Origin of the sequence: Pseudomonas sp. HN2-3, from assembly GCF_020691745.1 — a bacterium.
In the GTDB taxonomy this organism is placed as follows: Bacteria; Pseudomonadota; Gammaproteobacteria; order Pseudomonadales; family Pseudomonadaceae; genus Aquipseudomonas; species Aquipseudomonas capeferrum.
Genome location: NZ_CP085704.1, coordinates 3,062,544 through 3,081,493, shown reverse-complemented (window position 1 = coordinate 3,081,493; position 18,950 = coordinate 3,062,544). Strand labels below are relative to the sequence as shown.

The 18,950-nt window shown below is 63.4% G+C and carries 16 protein-coding genes, 2 pseudogenes and 1 riboswitch; of the genes and pseudogenes, 6 read left to right on the top strand and 12 right to left on the bottom strand.

Annotated features, from left to right (window positions below):
• Positions 1–72: 72 nt before the first annotated feature.
• From LJX93_RS13940 to LJX93_RS13930, 3 genes are all read left to right on the top strand, one after another.
• On the top strand, positions 73–1,533 hold the full coding sequence (locus LJX93_RS13940) for a sensor histidine kinase (protein ID WP_033698012.1): 1,461 nt from the start codon (positions 73–75) through the stop codon (positions 1,531–1,533).
• A 284-nt stretch (positions 1,534–1,817) separates the two neighbouring features.
• Positions 1,818–3,311, top strand: coding sequence for a sensor histidine kinase (locus LJX93_RS13935; protein ID WP_033698010.1), 1,494 nt, complete (start codon positions 1,818–1,820; stop codon positions 3,309–3,311).
• Entirely contained in the window at positions 3,280–4,707 is a 1,428-nt protein-coding gene (locus tag LJX93_RS13930) for a sigma-54-dependent transcriptional regulator (protein WP_156310138.1), read from the top strand. Before LJX93_RS13935 ends, LJX93_RS13930 begins: the two co-directional genes overlap by 32 nt.
• A 20-nt stretch (positions 4,708–4,727) precedes the next feature.
• Here LJX93_RS13930 and LJX93_RS13925 read toward each other — a convergent pair whose 3' ends face one another.
• From LJX93_RS13925 to LJX93_RS13915, 3 genes are all read right to left on the bottom strand, one after another.
• Positions 4,728–5,012 carry a hypothetical protein gene (locus LJX93_RS13925; RefSeq protein WP_033698008.1) on the bottom strand — a complete coding sequence of 95 codons (285 nt, stop codon included), beginning with the start codon at positions 5,010–5,012 and terminating at the stop codon, positions 4,728–4,730.
• 87 nt (positions 5,013–5,099) lie between these two features.
• Positions 5,100–6,452, bottom strand: a complete 1,353-nt coding sequence (locus tag LJX93_RS13920) for a GntP family permease (protein ID WP_033698007.1) — start codon at positions 6,450–6,452, stop codon at positions 5,100–5,102.
• Between the two features lie 111 nt (positions 6,453–6,563).
• Positions 6,564–7,103: a gluconokinase gene (locus LJX93_RS13915; RefSeq protein WP_033698006.1), complete on the bottom strand. Its 540-nt coding sequence runs from the start codon at positions 7,101–7,103 to the stop codon at positions 6,564–6,566.
• Between the two features lie 207 nt (positions 7,104–7,310).
• On the opposite strand from LJX93_RS13915, the gene LJX93_RS13910 reads away from it, so the two are divergent.
• The 3 genes and pseudogenes from LJX93_RS13910 to LJX93_RS27505 all read left to right on the top strand — a co-directional run bounded on the left by LJX93_RS13910 (position 7,311) and on the right by LJX93_RS27505 (position 9,786).
• Entirely contained in the window at positions 7,311–8,330 is a 1,020-nt protein-coding gene (locus LJX93_RS13910; protein WP_033698005.1) for a LacI family DNA-binding transcriptional regulator, read from the top strand.
• Positions 8,331–8,466: 136 nt separating this feature from the next.
• Positions 8,467–9,201 (top strand): annotated as a pseudogene (locus LJX93_RS27510) (PAS domain-containing protein); the annotation flags it as partial.
• Positions 9,202–9,291: 90 nt separating this feature from the next.
• Positions 9,292–9,786, top strand: coding sequence for a methyl-accepting chemotaxis protein (locus LJX93_RS27505; protein WP_238338555.1), 495 nt, complete (start codon positions 9,292–9,294; stop codon positions 9,784–9,786).
• Here LJX93_RS27505 and LJX93_RS13900 read toward each other — a convergent pair.
• The 9 genes and pseudogenes from LJX93_RS13900 to LJX93_RS13860 form a co-directional block, all read right to left on the bottom strand.
• Positions 9,761–13,033 (bottom strand): transporter substrate-binding domain-containing protein, encoded by a 3,273-nt coding sequence (locus LJX93_RS13900; protein WP_156310139.1) that lies wholly within the window; start codon positions 13,031–13,033, stop codon positions 9,761–9,763. The genes LJX93_RS27505 and LJX93_RS13900 overlap by 26 nt on opposite strands.
• 11 nt (positions 13,034–13,044) lie before the next feature.
• Positions 13,045–13,659, bottom strand: a complete 615-nt coding sequence (locus LJX93_RS13895; RefSeq protein ID WP_033698002.1) for a response regulator transcription factor — start codon at positions 13,657–13,659, stop codon at positions 13,045–13,047.
• Positions 13,660–13,881: 222 nt separating this feature from the next.
• Entirely contained in the window at positions 13,882–14,124 is a 243-nt protein-coding gene (locus LJX93_RS13890; RefSeq protein ID WP_033698001.1) for a DUF1272 domain-containing protein, read from the bottom strand.
• Between the two features lie 66 nt (positions 14,125–14,190).
• Positions 14,191–14,943: a precorrin-4 C(11)-methyltransferase gene (gene cobM, locus LJX93_RS13885; RefSeq protein WP_033698000.1), complete on the bottom strand. Its 753-nt coding sequence runs from the start codon at positions 14,941–14,943 to the stop codon at positions 14,191–14,193.
• A gap of 31 nt (positions 14,944–14,974) precedes the next feature.
• The gene (locus tag LJX93_RS13880; RefSeq protein WP_033700058.1) at positions 14,975–15,367 is read right to left on the bottom strand and encodes a cobalamin biosynthesis protein; all 393 of its coding nucleotides are present in this window, start codon (positions 15,365–15,367) and stop codon (positions 14,975–14,977) included.
• A gap of 17 nt (positions 15,368–15,384) precedes the next feature.
• A complete protein-coding gene (locus LJX93_RS13875) occupies positions 15,385–16,077 on the bottom strand; it encodes a CbtA family protein (protein ID WP_227696064.1) in 693 nt (230 codons plus the stop codon).
• A gap of 9 nt (positions 16,078–16,086) precedes the next feature.
• The gene (locus tag LJX93_RS13870) at positions 16,087–16,272 is read right to left on the bottom strand and encodes a CbtB domain-containing protein (protein ID WP_027593390.1); all 186 of its coding nucleotides are present in this window, start codon (positions 16,270–16,272) and stop codon (positions 16,087–16,089) included.
• Between the two features lie 96 nt (positions 16,273–16,368).
• Positions 16,369–16,591, bottom strand: a riboswitch (cobalamin riboswitch).
• A 265-nt stretch (positions 16,592–16,856) separates the two neighbouring features.
• Positions 16,857–17,669, bottom strand: a pseudogene (locus LJX93_RS13865) (LysR family transcriptional regulator); the annotation flags it as partial.
• A gap of 6 nt (positions 17,670–17,675) precedes the next feature.
• The gene (locus LJX93_RS13860; protein WP_047583218.1) at positions 17,676–18,722 is read right to left on the bottom strand and encodes a LacI family DNA-binding transcriptional regulator; all 1,047 of its coding nucleotides are present in this window, start codon (positions 18,720–18,722) and stop codon (positions 17,676–17,678) included.
• Between the last annotated feature and the right edge of the window lie 228 nt (positions 18,723–18,950).

Sequence of the window (18,950 nt, the reverse complement as noted above, 5' to 3'; positions counted from 1 at the left end):
CATCAATTTACAACCATGGTTCCCCCAACTCTGGGCTATAACCTTCAAAGGTGCCCAGCCGTGGAGTCCGCCATGGACATCGCCCCCCGTTCCGACGCCCTCGAAGTGCCTGCCGGCAGCGAGGCGGCAACCCCACGCAAGCCGTTCAACCTGTTGCGCTGGTACGCCTGGGTCAGCCTGGCCATCATCTTTTCGGTGGCTGTCGGCCTGGGGCTGATTTCCAGCCGCTTTATCATCGACGAAAGCGTCGAGCGCGATGCGCTGCTTTCTGCCCAGTTCATTACCTCGATTGCCGACGCCGAAGTGCGCCACGTGTCAATCCCCAATGTGCGCACCATGGGCGAGCTGCTTGACCCGCGCACCGATCGCACGGCGCTGCCGGATGTCGATCCCGAAGCCCGGCGCAAGGCGCGCGGTGAATTCCTTGACCATATCGCGCACCTGCCTGACATGCTGTTGGCCAATATCTATGCGCCGGACCGCACCGTGATCTGGTCCAGCAACCCCGCATTGATCGGCAAGCTGATCGAGGGCGATGACGACCTTGATCGCGCCTTCGAATACAAGATGCGAGTCTCTGCCAGCTACCATGATTTTGAACAGGCACGCGAAGAGCAGAAGTTCGTGACTCCGCCCGTGCAGCTGTTCATCGAGAACTACATCCCGCTGTTCGACGCCGATGGCGAGCATGTCACGGCCATGGTGGAAATCTACAAGGAGCCCCATGACCTGATCGTGCGCATCGAGCACGGCCTGATCCTTATCTGGGCGGCGATCACCGTTGGCGCCGCACTGGTCTATATCGGCCTGTACGGCATCATGCGCCGCGCCGCCAAGCTGCTGGCAGTGCAGCAGAAGCGGCTGATCAACAACGAAACCTACGTGGCCCTTGGCGAGGTGTCTTCGGCGGTGGCGCACAGTTTGCGCAACCCGCTGGCGAGCATCCGCTCCAGTGCCGAGCTTGCACAAGCGTTTGATGACGGCCCGGCACAGCGGAATATCAACGACATCATCAACCAGGTCGATCGCATGTCGCAGTGGATTCGCCAACTGTTGCAGTCACTGCGCCCGCTCAATGACGAAGCGGCGGCGGTGGACCTGGCGCAGGCACTGCAGGAAAGCCTGCAGACCTTTGCCGTACCGCTGACGCGCTGTGCAGTGAGGCTTGACCTGCAGCCGTTACCGGCGGTTCAGGTACTCGGGCACCCGGCATTGCTCAGGCAGATCTTCAGCAGCCTGATCGCCAACGCGCTGGAGTCGATGGAGCAGGGCGGCACCTTGCGTGTCGAAGTGGTGCGCCAGGACCGGCGCAGCCTCACCCTGCGCCTGTCCGATACCGGCAAGGGCATGACCGAGCAGCAGGTTCGCATGGCATTCAGGCCGTTCTTCACCACCAAGCAGGGCGGGCTGGGTGTTGGCCTGGTGCTGGTCAAACGCATCATGGAGCGCTTTGGTGGGGCGGTGAGGTTGAGCAGCAGTGAAGGGCACGGCACTCGGGTTTCGCTGAACTTCAGGTTGGTCAGCTCCGCATGATTGGCTTTAAATATATTGAGTAACTATATGATTTATATGTATTTATGGTTTTTTGGGTAATTTTCACCCAATGGTGGGGGTTAGATCTTGAAAATGGATTAAAAATCTAAACTAAGTAATTGAAAAATATCAATTTATCGATTTCTAGATTTGCTGGCTGAGTTTTTGCAAAGACCGATAGCAACAGATGGCAGCTTCGGCGGCCCAGGTGGAGTGCTATTGAATTGCTACCAACCGTAGCAAGGCTGCGCTTCAGAACGGACTCCCTGCGCGGGAACCACTCAATGCAGATGCTGGACAACGAAATGCCCGACAAAGCCTCTGCGGCCTCCAGTGGTTTCGCGGCACCGCTGCGCGAGTTCAACCTGCTGCGTTGGTTTTCACTGATCAGCCTGTTGATCATCGCCTCGGTAGCCGGTGGCCTGGGTTACGTATCGACGCGCTTTGTGGTACGTGACAGCGTCGAGCGCGACGCCATGCTCACCGCGCAGTTCATCCAGGCCATGGCCCAGGCCGAAGTCCGCCATTCGCAGTTGCCGCCGGGCACCACCATGGGTGAACTGCTCGACCCCCGCCTGGACCTACAGCACCTGCAAGTCACCCCGGCGCTGGCCGAGTCGACCCGCGTCGAATTCCTCGACCACGTCGAACACCTGCCCGACACCCTGCTGGCCAACGTCTATGCCCGTGACCGGACCATCGTCTGGTCCACCAACCCTCAGTTGATTGGCAAACGCATCGAGGAGGATGGCGACCTGGAGCACGCCTTCCGTTCGCGCAAGGCGGTTTCTGCCAGCTACCACAAGGCTGAGGAAGACCGTGAAGAACAGAAATTCCTGCGTGAACCCGAGTACCTGTTCATCGAGAACTACATCCCGCTGTTCGACAGCCAGGGTGAACAGGTGCTGTCGATGGTCGAGATCTACAAAGAGCCGCAGGACTTGATCCGGCGTATCCAGCGGGGCTATGTGCTGATCTGGGCCTCAACCCTGGTGGGCGGGGCGCTGATCTATTTCGGCCTGTTCTGGATCGTGCGGCGGGCTGCGCTCATGCTCGACCAGCAGCAAGACCGGCTGGTGGCCAGCGAAACCTACGGGGCGCTGGGCGAAATGTCCTCGGCGGTGGCCCACAGCCTGCGCAACCCGTTGGCCAACATCCGCTCCAGCGCCGAGCTGGCCCAGGAAATCGCCAACCCCACAGCGCAGAAGAACATCAACGACATCATCGGCCAGGTGGACCGCATGTCACGCTGGGTGCGCGACCTGTTGGTATCGCTGCGCCCGGCCAGTGACGAGCCCGAGGCGGTGGACCTGGTCGCGGCCATCGAGGACACCCACCTGGCCTTCGCCCAACAGATCGCGCGCAACGGGGTGCAGTTCTGCTACGAAGGGCCCGAGCTGCAATACGTGGCCAGCCAGCCGCTGCAGCTCACGCAGATTCTCAACAGCCTGTTTTCCAATGCCATCGAGGCCATGCCCGCAGGCGGTGTGTTGCGCGCCCAGGTCAGCGTGGCGGACGGCCAGCGTGCGGTCATGCTGCTCAGCGACACCGGCAAGGGCATGAGCCAGCAGCAGGAACGGATGGTGTTCAAACCATTCTTTACCACCAAACAGGGCGGCCTCGGCGTAGGCCTGGCCCTGGCTCAACGCATCATGGAGCGTTTTGGCGGCTCGGTCAGCCTGAGCAGCCGCGAAGAGGAAGGAACCCGCGTCAGCCTTACTTTCAATATCGCAGCGGGAGTGGACCATGGAACAGAGCATCCTGGTAGTCGAGGATGATGAAATCCTTGCTGACAACATTCGCACCTACCTGAGCCTCAAGGGCTATGAGGTGACGGTCTGCCACAGTGCCGAGCTTGCACTGGAGCAGGTCAAGCAGGCCCAGCCCGACGCCGTGCTGACCGACAACTCGTTGCCCGGCATGAGCGGGCACGACCTGTTGCGCGCCCTGGTGGCACAGGTGCCGGCGCTGAAAGTCATCATGATGACCGGCTACGGCAACGTCGAAGACGCCGTGCAGGCGATGAAGGAGGGCGCGTTCCATTACCTGACCAAGCCGGTGGTTCTGGCCGAGCTCAAGCTGACCCTGGACAAGGCCCTGGCGGCCGAGCGGATGGAGCGCACCCTGTCGTTCTACCAGGAGCGCGAGGCGCAGAAGTCCGGGTTGCAGGCACTGATCGGCGACTCGCCGGTGATGCTCAGCCTCAAGCACACGTTGCACCAGGTGCTGGATGCCGAGCGGCGCATGGCCAGCGACGACCTGCCCCCGGTGCTGGTCGAAGGCGAGACCGGCACAGGCAAGGAGCTGGTGGCCCGGGCACTGCATTTCGATGGGTTGCGCAGCAAGGGGCCGTTCATCGAGTTCAACTGCGCGTCGATCCCGGCCAATTTGCTCGAAGCGGAGTTGTTCGGTCATGAGAAAGGTGCTTTCACCGATGCCAAGGAGCGCAGGGTGGGCCTGGTCGAGGCCGCTGATGGGGGCACGCTGTTCCTCGATGAAATCGGCGAGATGGACCTGGTGTTGCAAGCCAAGCTGCTCAAGCTGCTCGAAGACCGCAGCATCCGCCGCATTGGTGCGGTGAAGGAGCGCAAGGTCGACTTGCGGGTAATCAGTGCCACCAACTGCAACCTCGAACAGATGGTGCAGCAGGGCAAGTTCCGCCGCGACCTGTTCTTCCGGCTGCGCATCATCGCGCTCAAGGTGCCGCGGTTGTATGCGCGTGGGCAGGACATTCTGCTATTGGCTCGTCATTTCCTGGCGCACCATGGCCGCCGTTATGGCAAGCCTAACCTGCGTTTTTCCGCCGAGGCCGAGGCCTTGATGCTGGGCTACAGCTGGCCAGGCAACGTGCGGGAGCTGCGCAACATGCTGGAGCAGACAGTGCTGCTGGCGCCCAACGAGGTGATCCAGACCCATCAGCTGAACTTGTGCATGAGCTTGATCGACGAACCGTTGATTCAGCAACAGGCGCCTATGGTGTTCGAGATACCACGGCATGAGCCCGAACCCGGCACCAGCCTGCCGGACATGGAGCGGGACCTGGTGTGCAAGACCCTGGACCGGACCGACTGGAACGTGACCAAGTCGGCGCGGATGCTGGGGTTGTCGCGGGATATGCTGCGTTACCGGATCGAGAAGCTGGGGTTAACCAGGCCAGACAAGCGGCAGTGGTAACCCCTCAGCGCGCAGCGACGTCAGGGCTTGCTGGCGCCTGTCTTGTTGCTGTCTTGCGAACCGCTACCCTCCATGCCGGGCAAATCATGTTCATCATTCTGCGTGGCAGGCGGGCTGTCGGGGTCATTGCCCTGCAAGCGCGGGTCGGTATCCCGTGGCATCGGTTTTTCAATCGGGTTGAGGGTGCTGTCGACACCCGGCTGGGGCGCTGGGTTGTGCGGGTCGTCGGGGTAGGTCGGCCCGGTGCCGACCGCGAGGGCCAGCGGCGAAACAAACACGGCTGCGAGCAGGAAGGGGCGGATCATGGTGCAAGCTCCTTTGCATCGGGATGAGGGCTTCTACCTCGATTGGGCCGCCGAGCTGACGCCGGGTGCCCCCATCCCGATCAACGGTCACACCACCATCGACAACAACATGATGAAGATGATGCCCACCACCGAAAGGATGGTCTCCATCATGCTCCAGGTCTTGAAGGTCTCGGCCACGGTCATGTTGAAGTACTGTTTCACCAGCCAGAACCCGGCATCGTTGACGTGCGACAGGATCAGCGAGCCCGCGCCAGTGGCCAGCACCAGCAGCTCACGGTTGACCCCCGGTACCATGTCGATCACGGGTGCGACGATCCCTGCGCCGGTGATGGTGGCGACCGTCGCCGAGCCGGTGGCGATGCGGATCACCGCCGCCACCAGCCAGGCCAGCATGATCGGCGAGATTTCCGCCTGCACCGCCATCTGCCCGATCACGTTGCCGACCCCGGTATCCACCAGCATCTGCTTGAAGCCGCCGCCAGCCCCTACGATCAGCACGATGGCAGCGGTCGGTGCCAGGCTCTGGTCGAGCATCTTCATGATCTGCTGGCGGTTGAAACCACGCGCCGCGCCGAAGGTATAGAAGGCCAGCAGCAAGGCGGCGAGCAGGGCGGTGATGGGGTGGCCGATCAGGTCCATCCACTGCCGCACGATATGCTCGGCGGGCAGCACCACGTCGGCAAAGGTCTTGAGCAGCATCAGCGCCACCGGCAGCAGCACCGTGAGCAGGGTGACGGCGAAGCTCGGCAGGTTGCCCTGGTCGGACTCCTTGGCGATCTGGTCCATCAGCTCCTGGGACGGGTTACCGGGGATGTAACGCGAGATGAAGTTGCCGAACAGCGGGCCAGCGATGATCGCGGTAGGCAGCGCCACGATCAGGCCATAGAAGATGGTCTTGCCGATATCGGCATTGAAGATGCCGATCGCCAACAGCGGCCCCGGGTGCGGCGGCACCAGGCCGTGAACCACGGACAGGCCGGCCAGCAGCGGGATGCCGATTTTCACCAACGAGACCCCGGAACGCCGGGCGACGATGAATACCAGCGGAATCAGCAGCACGAAGCCGATCTCGAAGAACAGCGGGATGCCGACCAGGAAGGCGGCGAACATCATGGCCCAGTGCACGTTCTTCTTGCCGAAGGCGCGGATCAGCGTCTGCGCGATCTGGTCGGCGCCGCCGGAATCGGCCATCAGCTTGCCAAGCATGGTGCCCAAGGCGAGCACGATGCCGACGAAGCCCAGTACGCCGCCAAAACCGTCCTGGAACGATTTCATCACCTTGGCCACCGGCATGCCGGAGGTAAGGCCGAGGAAGCCGGCCGCGAGGGTGAGGGCGACGAAGGGGTGAACTTTGAAATGGGTGATCAGCAGGATCAGCCCGATGATGGTTACCAGGGCGTCGAGCAGCAGGAAGGTATCAGTAGCCAGTCCGAACATGGTTTTTATGCCTCGGTCTTATCGTTGTTTTGGGCGTTGCTTTATTGAACTTCAGGCGCTTTCATTGATTGAGACAGCGCTGTCTTTGGTGAGCCGGAAAAACCGCCTGGTTCAGGCAGTTTGCGCCAGGTCCCGCTCACCGCAGGGCTTTAGCCAGCTGTCTACCGTCTCGGCAAGCACATTGATGGGCTGGGTGGCGTCCAGGGGCAGCGTCAGCGGCTCGCCATGCGGGGCTTCGAGGGCTGCAAACTGGCTGTCGATGAGGCTTGCCGGCATGAAATGCCCAGGGCGGGCCAGTACGCGCTTTTCTGCCTCGGCAGGGGTGAGTTCGAGGAACACAAACACCAGGCCGGGCATGGAGGCGCGCAAGGTATCGCGGTAGCGGCGCTTGAGGGCAGAACAGGTGAGGATCGGGCGCTCGCCCGCGTTGACCGTGGCCTGCAGCTCCTGGCCCAGGTGCACCAGCCAGCCGGCACGGTCGTTGTCGTCCAGCGGGATGCCAGCGCTCATCTTGCGGATGTTTTCGGCAGGGTGAAAAGCGTCGCCTTCGATCAGGCGGCCGCCGCTTCTGGCGGCAATGGCGGCACCGACGCAGCTTTTGCCGCAGCCAGCCACGCCCATCACCACAATGGCGGACAGGGGAGAATTCATCAGTACCTCCTGCGGGGTGAGGTAGCGCTGTCTCGTCGCTGACGAACAGCCACCTCCCCGGTGTTATTGGTCTTGTCCTTACGCAGTATGGACGCTTGGCAGCGAGCACGCGGAACGGCTACCAAAGATTACATTGCCTGCGTCCTGAGACAGCGCTACCTTAGTGGCCGTTCCCCTCCCTTGGCAAGTAGTAAAATTACAACATTCATGTCTCGAACAGGCTCCCGCACCACCGGTCGTCCCACCCTGGCAGAAGTCGCCAGGCTTTCCGGGGTTTCCCCGATCACCGCATCGCGCGCCTTGCGCGGGGTCAGCACGGTTGCCCCGGCGCTGGCCGAAAAGGTTGCCGCTGCTGCGGCGAGCCTGGGCTATGTCGCCAACCCGGCCGCCCGCGCACTGGCCTCGGCCCGCAGCCAGTCGGTGGTGGTGCTGATCCCGTCATTGTCCAACCAGTTGTTCATCGACACCCTCGAAGCCATTCACGAGGTGATGCGCCCGCGCGGGCTTGAGGTTTTGATCGGCAACTATCACTACGATATTGCCGAAGAAGAGAACCTGATCCGCAACTACCTGGCCTACCAGCCTTGCGGCATGCTGCTGACCGGTTTCGAGCGCAGTGACGCATCGCGACAGATGCTGGCGGCCAGTGGCGTGCCCTGCGTGCACATGATGGAGTTGGGTGGCGAGGCGGGTGCATTGTCGGTGGGCTTTTCGCAGCAACAGGCCGGGCGTGCGGCTGCCAAGCACCTGATCGAACGCGGGCGGCGGCGCTTGGCGTTCATTGCCGCGCAGCTCGACCCGCGGGTGATGCAGCGCGCCGAGGGGTTCCGCCAGGCCCTGAGCGAAGCGGGGCTGCAAGCGACTGAGCTGGAAATCCTGGCGCCCGAGCCTTCTTCCATCGCGTTGGGCAGTGCGTTGTTCAGCCAGCTGATGCAGCAGGCGCCGGATGTCGACGGCATCTTTTTCTGCAACGACGACCTGGCCCAGGGCGCTGTGCTGCAGGCGCTGCGCCAAGGGGTTGAGGTACCGCGGCAGGTGGCGATGGTGGGGTTCAACGATTTGCCCGCCTCGGCGCACATGGTGCCGCGGTTGACCTCGATTCGCACACCTAGGGCGGCCGTAGGCCGGGGGGCGGCACTGGCGCTGCTGACGTTGCTTGACGGCAAGCGGGTGACCAACGAGCAGCAGGACCTTGGGTTCGAACTGATGGTGCGCGAGAGTTCTTGAGGCTTAGAGTTCTTCAGGCTCAGCGCCTCGTGTTTGACGGCCTCGGGGACTAATTACAAAGTGATATCAATGTGCTTGCACGGCGCTGTTGCCCATCTATGCTCAGGAAACCCCGCGCATAAAGGAGCCCGGCGTCATGTTCGATTTCCATCGCAAGTCCGACCTCGTCGAGATCCAGCGTAGTCACCAGGCACTGGCCAGTGCGCAAGCAAAGCTCGCGGCAATCAGCCGTTCGATGGCGATGATCGAGTTCGCGCCGGATGGGACCATTCTCGACGCCAACGAGCGCTTCTGCCAGGCCATGGGTTACAGCGTCGAAGAATTACGCGGCAAGCATCATCGGCTGTTCTGCGACTCGGCCTACGTCAAGACAGCCGAATACCAGCAGCTCTGGCGCGAACTGGGGCAGGGCAAGGCTATCAGCGGCACCTTCGAGCGGGTCGACAAGGCAGGGCGTGAGGTCTGGCTTGAAGCCAGCTATATGCCGGTGCTGGATGAGCAGCGGCAAGTCACCAGCGTGATCAAGGTGGCGTCGGACATCAGCCAGCGGGTCATGCAGGAACACGAGAGTGAAAGCCTGCTCAAGGCCATCGGCCGCTCCATGGCTGTGATCGAGTTCACCCCTGACGGCCGGGTCATCAAGGCCAACCCGAATTTTCTCACCACCATGGGCTATCGCCTGGAAGAGGTGGTGGGGCGCCACCACGGGCTGTTCTGCCTGCCGCAGGAGCGGGAGTCGTCGGCGTACCGGGAGTTCTGGGCGTCGCTCAACCGTGGGGAATACCACTCGCACCGCTTCGAGCGGGTCAACAAGCAAGGCCAGACGGTCTTTCTTGAAGCCTCTTACAACCCGATCTTCGACAGCAAGGGCCGGCTGTACAAGGTGGTCAAGTTCGCCAGCGATATCACCAGCCAGGTCTGCACCCAGCAAAGTGCCGCCGATGCCGCCCACGCCAGCTCCATGCAGACCGATGCCTGCGCGCGCAAGGGTACCGAGGTGGTGCAACAGGCGGTGCAGGTGATCGAGCAGATTTCCCAAGAGCTCAATGACGCGGCGCGCAGCATCGACGCGGTGAGCAAACAGTCGGATGTGATCGGCCAGATTGTCCTGACCATTCGCGGTATTGCCGACCAGACCAATTTGCTGGCACTGAACGCCGCCATCGAAGCGGCACGTGCCGGCGAGCATGGGCGCGGGTTTGCCGTGGTCGCTGATGAAGTGCGCAACCTGGCGGCGCGTACCAGCAAGGCAACCTTGGAGATCGTCGATGTGGTGCGCCAGAACCACGACCTGTCGCTGTTGGCGGTGGCCAGCATGCAGTCGAGCCTGACCCGCACCGGCCATGGCGTCGCCCTGGCCAACGAAGCCGGCACGGTGATCATGGAAATCCAGCAGGGCTCACGCCACGTGGTCGATGCGATCAGCCAGATCAGTTCGACGCTGCAATTGCACTGAGGGCGTCGGCCAGTTCGTGCAGCAAGCTCTGCATGCTGGCCTGCAGTTGCTGCCTTAGTTCAGCCGTAGGCAGCCCTTGGGCTTGCGCATGCTCGATGGCTTCGCAGTCCTTGACCAGTGTGCGTACCTTGAGCATTTTTGCCCCGCCCTTGATGCGATGGGCCAAGGCACGCACCGCATCGCCACTGGCGTCGGGGCCGAGCGCACGCAGCGCGGCCAGGTCTTCGCTGGCGCTCTGCGACAATTGTTCCAGCAGGTGCCGCGTCAGTTGTTCATCGTCCTGAGTCAGGTGGCGCAATTCGTTCAGGTTGAAACCACTGCCTTGGGCTGGCACAGGCTGCGCATGCACGCTGGCGTGCGGCAGGTGGGTTTTGAGGGTTTGCAGGCCAATGGGCTTGAACAGGCATTCATCCATGCCACTGGCCAGGCAGCGTGCACGCTCTTCAGCCTGTGCGTTGGCGGTGACGCCGAGAATCCGGCAAGGCGCCAGCGCGCCTTCGCTTTCGAGGCTGCGGATGCGCCGAGTCAGTTCGTGGCCGTCCATGATCGGCATGCTGCAGTCGGTGATCACCAGGTCGAACCGGGCCGCCTGCCAGCGCGTCAGCGCCGCTTCGCCGTTCTCAGCCAGGGTCACGCGATGCCCCAGCGTGTTCAGTTGCCGCTCCAGCAAGAGCAAATTGGCAGGGTAGTCGTCGACCACCAGAACGTTCAGCGGGCCGCTGCTGCTTTCAAGGACAGGGGCAAGCGCTTCGGCAGGCGCGGGCGCCTGGCTGGCCGGCAGTTGCAGGCTGACCTGCACCTTGGTGCCCACGCCTTCGACGCTGTGCAGGCTGAGCGTACCGCCCATCAGTTCGGCCAGGGTACGGCTGATGACCAGCCCCAGGCCAGCGCCCTGGCGTGCCCGCGGGCCGTCGGCCTGGGCGAAGGCATTGAACAGGCGTGCCTGGTCTTCAGGGCTGATACCAATGCCGGTGTCACGCACGCACAGCTCAACTTGCATCTCGCCGCTGCTGCCTTGGGCCGACAGGGTCAGGCTGGCATGCACTTCACCGCGCTCGGTGAACTTGATGCCGTTGCTGATCAGGTTGGAGAGCACCTGCTTGAGCCGCAGCGGGTCTGCCATGACCCAACCCGCTGAAGGTGGCAGCGCACTGTGCAGGTGCAGGCCTTTGATCCGCGCATTGCCTTCGAATACCCGCAGCGTGTTGCGTACCAGTTCGACCAGGTTGCAGGGGACCGGTTGCAAGGTCATGTGCCCAGACTCGATACGCGAAATGTCGAGGATGTCGCCGATCAGCTCCAGCAGACCGATGGCCGAATCGTGGGCAGTCTGCAAGGTCTGGGTATCGCAGCGGCCGGCGCGACTGTCTTCCAGGGCCAGTTCGAGCAGGCCGATCACCGCGTTCATGGGTGTGCGGATTTCATGGCTCATGGTGGCCAGGAAGGTGCTCTTGGTCTGGCTGGCCTGTTCGGCGTCGTCCTTGGCCTGGCGCAGCTGTTCGAGCAGGCCGCGGCTCAATGCCAGCTGGGCCTGCAGGGCATGCTGGGCGTCGGTGCGCTGGTGGATCAGTTTGCGCAGGTAGCTGTTCCAGAACACCACCCCGGCCAGCAATAGCGCCGACAGTACCAGCACTTGCAGCGCCAGCGTGCGGTAATCGCGCCATGGGCTGTCACTGACCAGTGTGCTGGTGCGCCAGCGGTTGATCAGCTGGTCCAGCTCTTCTGGCGGGATGCTCAGCAGTGCCTTGTCGAGAATGGCCTGCAGTTGCGGTTGGTCCGAGGCCACCGCAAATGCCGCGATGGCCGGGCTGTCGTCCAGCACACTGGCGATGCGCAGCTGGTTCTTGAACACGTGGTTGATGTAGTAGGTGGCGTTGATGTGGTTGCTCAAGGCCACGTCGGCGGCGCCGTTGGCCACTGCTTCCATCAGCCCGAGGGGGTTGTCCACTTCGACCACCTTGGCGCGTGGGTAGCGACGCTTGAGTTCTGCCCGTTGCGGCGAACCGCGTACCAAGGCTATGCGCTGGCCATCGAGGGCCTTGGCCTGGGCAGGCGATGTCGCGTCGTTGCGGGTGACCAGTACCCGTGGGCTGACCAGGTAGGGGCGGGTAAAACGCAATTGCCTGGCGCGCTCCGTGCCGTAGCCCAGGGCGCCGATCATGTGCGCCTCGCCGCGCCCCAGGCGCTCGAGCATCGCCTGCGCCGACTGGCTTTCCAGCGGCTTGAACTGCAGCCCGGTGCGCAGGGATATCTGCTTGAGCAGTTCCAGGGTGATGCCGCTGGCGCGGTGCTGTGCGTCGTTGAAGGTCAGCGGCGCCAGCGACGTGTTGACCAGCACTTTGACGGTGGGGTTGCGGGCGATCCAGTCGGTTTCTTCAGCGGTCAGGGCCGCCAGGTGGCGCTCCAGCAGCAGGCTGGTATTGCCGCTGGTCCAGCGGCGCAGGATGGTCAGGCGCTCGCTTTCGGTGATTCTGCCCAAGGCCTTGTCGATCAGGCTGCGCAGGCGTTGGTTGTCGTTGGCCAGGGCAAACGCGAAGGTGCCGGGCGGCACCTTGCAGAAGTGGTCGATCTTTACCGTGCCCTGGTAACTCTTGCCGATGAGAAAATCCGTGCTGATGGCATCGCCCAGGTAGGCATCGGCCTCGCCCAATTCCACTGCGGCAAGGCCCGCCAGGGTTGAGCGGTACAGGCTCAATTGCGCCTTGGGGTAGAGCGCGCGCACGGTATTGGCGGGCAGGTAGTGGTCGACCATCGCAAGGCGCAGGCCATTGAAGTCTGGGGTGTTTTTCAAGGTGCGGCCTTCGCGCGTAACGATCACCGGCAGGTCGTCGGCGTAAGGCTCGCTAAGGCCGAGCTGGGCATCCGCCGCCTCGAATGCGTTGGAGCTACCCAGCAGGTCGATGCGGCCGTCGCGCAGCGCGGCAATCGCTTGGTGGCGGTTGTCGAAACGCCGGACCTCGATCGGGACGCCCAGTTGCTCGGCGATGATGCCTGCATAATCGGCGCTCAGGCCCTCGTAATCATGCTGGCTGATGTTGATTTCGAACGGCGGGTAATCAGGCCGCGAACTGCCCAGCACCAGGCGGCCGCGCTGCTGCAGCCATTGGCGGTCTTGGTCGCCCAGTTGCAAGGGCGCTGCGGCGCTGATCGAGCGCGCCAACAATTGCCTCGGTTCGCTGTCGGCAAACAGGCCGGTGGAGCCGGCCAGGCCGATGACCAGTAGAACGCTCGCCAGCAGGCGCTTCATGGCAGCTGGGCTCAGTTAACGCTGTTGCGCTTGGCCAGGTCGACCATTTCCACCAGCGATTCGGTCTTGAGCTTGTCCATGATGCGGCCGCGATAGGTGCTGATGGTCTTGGCACTGAGGTTCATGCAGGTGCCGATATTCTTGTTGTTTTCGCCGCGCGCAAGGCGCCGCAACACTTCCATTTCGCGGTTGGACAGGCTGCCCAGGCGTATCGACTCGCTCTCCAGCGAGTTGCTGTTGACCGACATCTGCGGGAAGGTCGAATAGCCTTTGACCAGGGCCTTGAGTGCAAACAGCAAGGCTTCGTGGTCTTCGTCTTTGGTGACGAAGGCGCCGATGCCGGCATCCAGGCAGCGCCGTACATAAAGGTCGGTGGCCTGGCCGGTCAGCACCATGATCTTGGGCACCGGCTCGAGGCATTGAAGCCGCTTGATCACCTCCATGCCGTCCAGGCCGGGCAGGCCGATGTCCAGAAGCACCACGTCCGGCCGCAGTTCACGCGCCACCTGGGCGACTTCGCTGCCATTGGCGACTTCGCCGACGACGTTAAAGCGCTCCCGTTCGAGCAATAGGCGCAGGGACAGCCGGACGATAGGGTGGTCGTCGACGATCAGGACGGTTGTCATCAAGAAAACTCCTGTAGGGGTGTGGTCCGCTTCCTGGAACACTCAGGAATACGTCTGCAAGTGGGGTTATCGGAAGCGCTGCAAGATACGACCATTCCCGAAGTTTGGTAATGCCGAGTATAGGACTGTTGATTAACCTAGTAGGAATTGTTGAAAAGTCCTACAAAAAACGGGGATAAGCACCGCCAGCGTGGCGTGACGATGCCTATTTGCGCAGGGCTGTCAGGCGCAAGCGGGGTGGGGTTTGACTACGCGCAGGGTCGAGGCAGGGTTGTTGGCCAGCGCTTGGCCGACCCGTGTCGGGCGTGCCAGCAACTGGCCGGCGCAGTTGGGGCAGCGGCCGTGCAGGCGAGTGTCGGCACAGGTACGGCAGAACGTGCATTCGAACGAGCAGATCAACGCGTCCGGGCTATCCCCCGGCAGGTCGGCGTTGCAACACTCGCAGTTGGGTCGAAGTTCCAGCATTGGCATGGCTCCTGTTTGCAGGCGGGAGCCTTGAGTCTGCTACGCCAGTGCCAAGGCTGGCAATGCTCAGTCGCCGGGGCGATAGAGGTGTGCGTGCCCGGCCCGGTACAGGGCCGATTCGGCGAACGGCGTATCGCCCAGCACATGGCCGACGAGGATCAGCGCGGTACGGCGAAAATCCTTGAGAGCAACGCGTTCGACGATGTCTTCCAGGGTGCCACGCACCCAGTCCTGGTCCGGCCAGGTGGCGCGATGGACCACGGCAACCGGGCACTGTTGGCCATAGTGGGGTAACAGCTCGCTGACGATCCGCGGCAGGTGTTTCACGCCCAGGTGGATGGCCAAGGTGCTGCCATGGCGCGCCAGATCGGCCAGTTGCTCGCCGGGGGGCATCGGCGAGCTGTCGCCGAAGCGGGTCAGAATCACCGTTTGCGAGACCTGCGGCAAGGTCAGCTCGCAGCCCAGCAACGCCGCGCTGGCGGCGGTGGCGGTGACACCCGGAATGATCTGGTAGTCGATGCCCAGCTCACGCAGGTGGCGGATCTGCTCGCCGATCGCGCCATACAGGCTCGGGTCGCCGCTGTGCACCCTGGCCACGTCCTGGCCTCGTGCGTGTGCCGTGCGCATGGCGCTGATGATCTGCTCCAGGTGCAGCTCGGCGCTGTTGATCACGGTCTCGGCCTGGTGGCCATCGAGTACGGCAGCGGGCACCAGGGAGCCGGCATAGATGATCACCGGGCACTGGCGGATCAGGCGCTGGCCCTTGACCGTGATCAGTTCCGGGTCGCCGGGGCCGGCGCCGATGAAGTAGACCGTCATGGAAAATCCTTGCAATGAATGGTTGGCGCAATTATCGCCCGCAGGCTAGGGCGAGGGTAGCCGGCCCGTACACCTGGCGGGTAACCAGCAGCCTGGCAGCGCCGAGGTGCTGGCTGGCCATGGCCAGCGCCGCGCTCTCTGCCACACCCCAGCAACCGCTGTGTGCGTGGGCAATGACCGAGCGATGGCTGAGCAGCGGTTCGTAGGGGGCAAGTTGCCTGTCATCGTACAGCAGCAACGGCACGCCGAGGCGCGTGGCGAGTAGCTGCAAGCCGGGTTCGTCGGCCTTCAAGACGATGCTGGCGATACCGCGCAGCGCTGGCAGTGCCAGGCCGTGGTGGTCCAGGGCCTGGCGCAGCAGGGTTTCGAGGGTGTCCGCCGGGCAGCCCCGGCGGCAGCCGAAGCCGGCGTACAGTGCCGGCATCGAGGTGTCGACCGCCATCAGGCCTGGCTGGAGCGGCGGAACAGCCACGCGCTGAGCAGCCCCAAGGCCACCCAGAAGGCCGCGTTGGTTAGCCAGGAGGCGATCTTGAACTGCGCTTCCAGGGCCTCGGGTGCGAGGCTCTGATGAACCTCAGGTTGCGGTGCGCCGATGAAATGCGGCAGCACCAGCAACACCGCGCCCAGCGCCTTCACCAGCCAGTGGCGGGCGAACACCAGCAGTGCTAGGCCTAACGCGGTGGCACTTGCGGTGCCGATCCACCAGGCCTGACGTTGCCCCAGGTCAGCGGCGGCGGTGCCCGGCAGCTCCGGTGGCAGGCCCAGGGTAGGGGCCAGGCAGAACACCGCGAAGCCTGCCAGGCCCCACAGCGCCCCTGTCGCCGCGCGCTTGGGCTCACGCAGGCTGTACAAGGCGGCGAGTATCAAGGCGAAGCCGACCGCGACCACCAGGTTGCCGCCGGTGGTGGACAGGATGCGCTGCCAGCCATCTTCGGGCGACCAGGCTTCGTCGCTGTGTTCATGCGCCGCGGCCCCTTCGGCGCCGTGTGCGTGATGCTCGGCAGCAGGGGCTGCAGACTCGTAGGTTTCCGCCTCAAGGATCAAAGGAGCAACCCAGAAGCTTTGCAGCAGGGTCAGCAGCAAGGCTGCAAGCAGCCCGCTGAAGCCCGCAGTACGGGCGATGCGCGTGATCATGGGGCGTACTCAGTGGCAGGGGAAGGCAGCGCTGTGACGGGTGTCGTGGGCCGCGTTGTGCACGGCCTCGATGTGCGAGAAGCCGGCAAAGTAGACCAGGCACAGGCCGAGCAGGCTGGCGCCGACGGCGATGACGACACGCTGACTGAGGGTAACGGGGGTGGCAATGCTGTGTTTGGCGCTGGTGACGGGCATGACGCGTTCCTCTGCTTTTTGTGGGCAACGGGCAAGCGCGGCAGCCCCGAACGTGATCCGCCCAGGGGAATGCGACAGCGCCCGCCCACCGCGGGGTGTTGTTCATGAACGCCAGGCCGGTCTCCGGGCTAACGAGGAGGAGCAGCGCTCCTGAAAAGCGCCCCTTCCCATGCCAGATGATGCGGCACAGTGGTCTAGACGCTTCGCTCGCTTACCGTTGCGGGGGCAGCACCGGGTTTGTCCGGCCCTGGTCGAGGGCCTGTGACGCACCGGTTTCCCGTTTCACCCCTGAAGGGGCACCTGAACGCGAGGCATTAGGAGACCACGAGGCAGGTTTTGCGTCAATTGCACAGCGGTTCGCGCGCGAAAAGTATTTCAGAAGTTGTAGGTGACCCGGCCGAAGTAGTAGCCACCGTAAGCTGTTGCGGCTGGCGCTGCTGGCCTCGGCCGGTGAGATGCCGTTGGTGACCTATGCGCCGGAAGCGGCGCAGTTGCCGGTGACGATCACCGTGCCCAGTGCCGAGGCGGCGGGTTCGCTGGCCATCGCGATTGCGGTGTGATTGCCATTGCCGGAGCGGCCAGCGTCACGCCTGCAGGCGATTACCGGCAATCTCGCCGAACAGCTCCACCGGCTCCTGCAGGTTGCCCAGATAACGCGGATGGAACAGCCACACATCCACCTGCGGTTTGAAATCCGTCACGTTGACCACATCCAACGCATCCCGATGGCGGCTGCTCTGCAGCAGCGGCTCGGGCACCAGCCCCAGCCCTTGGCCGCTGGCGACGAGCCCCAGTTGCAGGTCGGTGCCAATGGTCTCCAGGTTGATCGACAAACTCAGCCCCTGTTCGCTCAAGGCACGCTGCAGCCCCGCGCGAAAACCGCAGCCGTCAGGGTTGAGCACCCAGCCGCGGGTGTAGCAGTCTTTCAACTTGTAACTGCGCTTGCTGGCGCTGCCCTTGGCCGCCACTACCCGTAACGGCATGCGCCCTATCGAGCGGCTGGTGATGCCTTCGGGGAAGATTTTGCCGGGCGGAAACAGCGCGGTGGCCGCATCGAGTTCGCCGTTTTCCATGCGCGCGATCAGGCTGCTGCCCCAGCCGCTGGTGACCTGGTTGCGCAGCACCGGGTAGGTATCACGTATCTGCGCCAGGGCGTCGAGCAGCACCACATCGCCCAGGGTCTGCGGCACGCCTAGGCGCAAGGTGCCCGACGGGGCACCGTCATTGGCCACCAATTCACGCAGCGAGTCGATCTCGCGCAGGATCGCCTTGCATTGCTCATACACCCGCAGGCCCATTGGCGTGGGCTTGAGCGGTTTGGTGTTGCGGTCGAGGAGGGTGGCGCCGAGGTCTTCCTCGAAGTTCTGCACCCGGCGGGTGATGGCCGGCTGGGTCAGTGCCCGTCAGGCGCTTTCGCGGGCCACCAACTCGCACGTCAGCAGGTTCAGGCGCTGCACTTCGCCTTCATGGGCGACCACGCCCAGGTGCTGCAACACGCGCAAGGCCGCCACCTCGCCAATCTCCCGCGACGGCGGCCTGAGTGTGGTCAGGCTGGGCAACAGCATGTCGGCGAACGGGTAGTCGCCAAAGCCGACGATCGCCATGTCTTGCGGCAGCCGCAGCCCTGCACGTTGGCCGGCGAGCACGGCGCCTGCGGCCAGGTTGTCGTTGGCGAAGAGGATCGCTTCGGGCCGCGGCGCACGGCGGATCAGCGCTTGCATCGCCTGCTTGCCCGCCTCGAACGGCGCGCAATCAGCCGAGGGCACGAAAACCCAGGGCTCAAGCCCGGCATCGCGCAAGGCCTCGATGTACCCGTCGCGCCGCTCCAGCGCACTCAGGTCACCGGCCGCGCTGTTCTGCACGAAGGCAATGCGTCGATACCCTTTGTCCAGCAGGTAGCGGCATGCCTGCACGCCCACCTGGTGATGCAGAAAGCCGACCTGCAAGGGCGCCCGCTCGGGGCGGTAATCCCAGATTTCCACCACCGGCACGTCTGCCTCGGCCAGCATCTTTTCAGTCGCCGGGCTATGAAAATGGCTGGTGACCACCAGCGCTGCGGGCGACCAGCCGAGGAAGGCGCGTACTGCGCTCTCTTCCTGTTCTTCGCTGAAGTAGCTGGACGCCAACAGCAACTGATAGCCGTGGCGGCTGAGGGTGTCGCTGAAGGCCTGGATGGTCTGGGCGAAAATGGGCCCCGAGATGTTCGGTATCACCATGCCAACAATGCGCCCCCGCGCCGAGGCGAGGCCACCGGCAACCAGGTTAGGGACATAGCCCAGCGCCTGCACGGCAGCCTCAATGCGCTCGCGCAGGGGCGGCGACACTTGCTCGGGCTGGTTGAAGTAGCGCGACACGCTGATTGCCGAAACCTCGGCGGCGCGTGCCACGTCGGCCAGCGTGGCACGGCCTGCGCCACGACGCTTGCGGGGTGGATCCTTGGCCTGGCTCACGGGCTCGCCTCCTGGGGAAATGGCGCGATGTTAGCGCTAACGTGAGGGCTGCTGACAAATAGCTTTATTGCATATCAATCTGACTTTTAAGTATTTGACGTGCTAAGCAACAGGCTCTGATACTTGTTCATGTTAGCGCTAACAAGCGCTGCTGTTGGCAAGCGCCTGCCACTCGCTCGAGCGAGACCAGACAACCACAGCACCCTCCGTGTCGGCCCGTGAATGTGG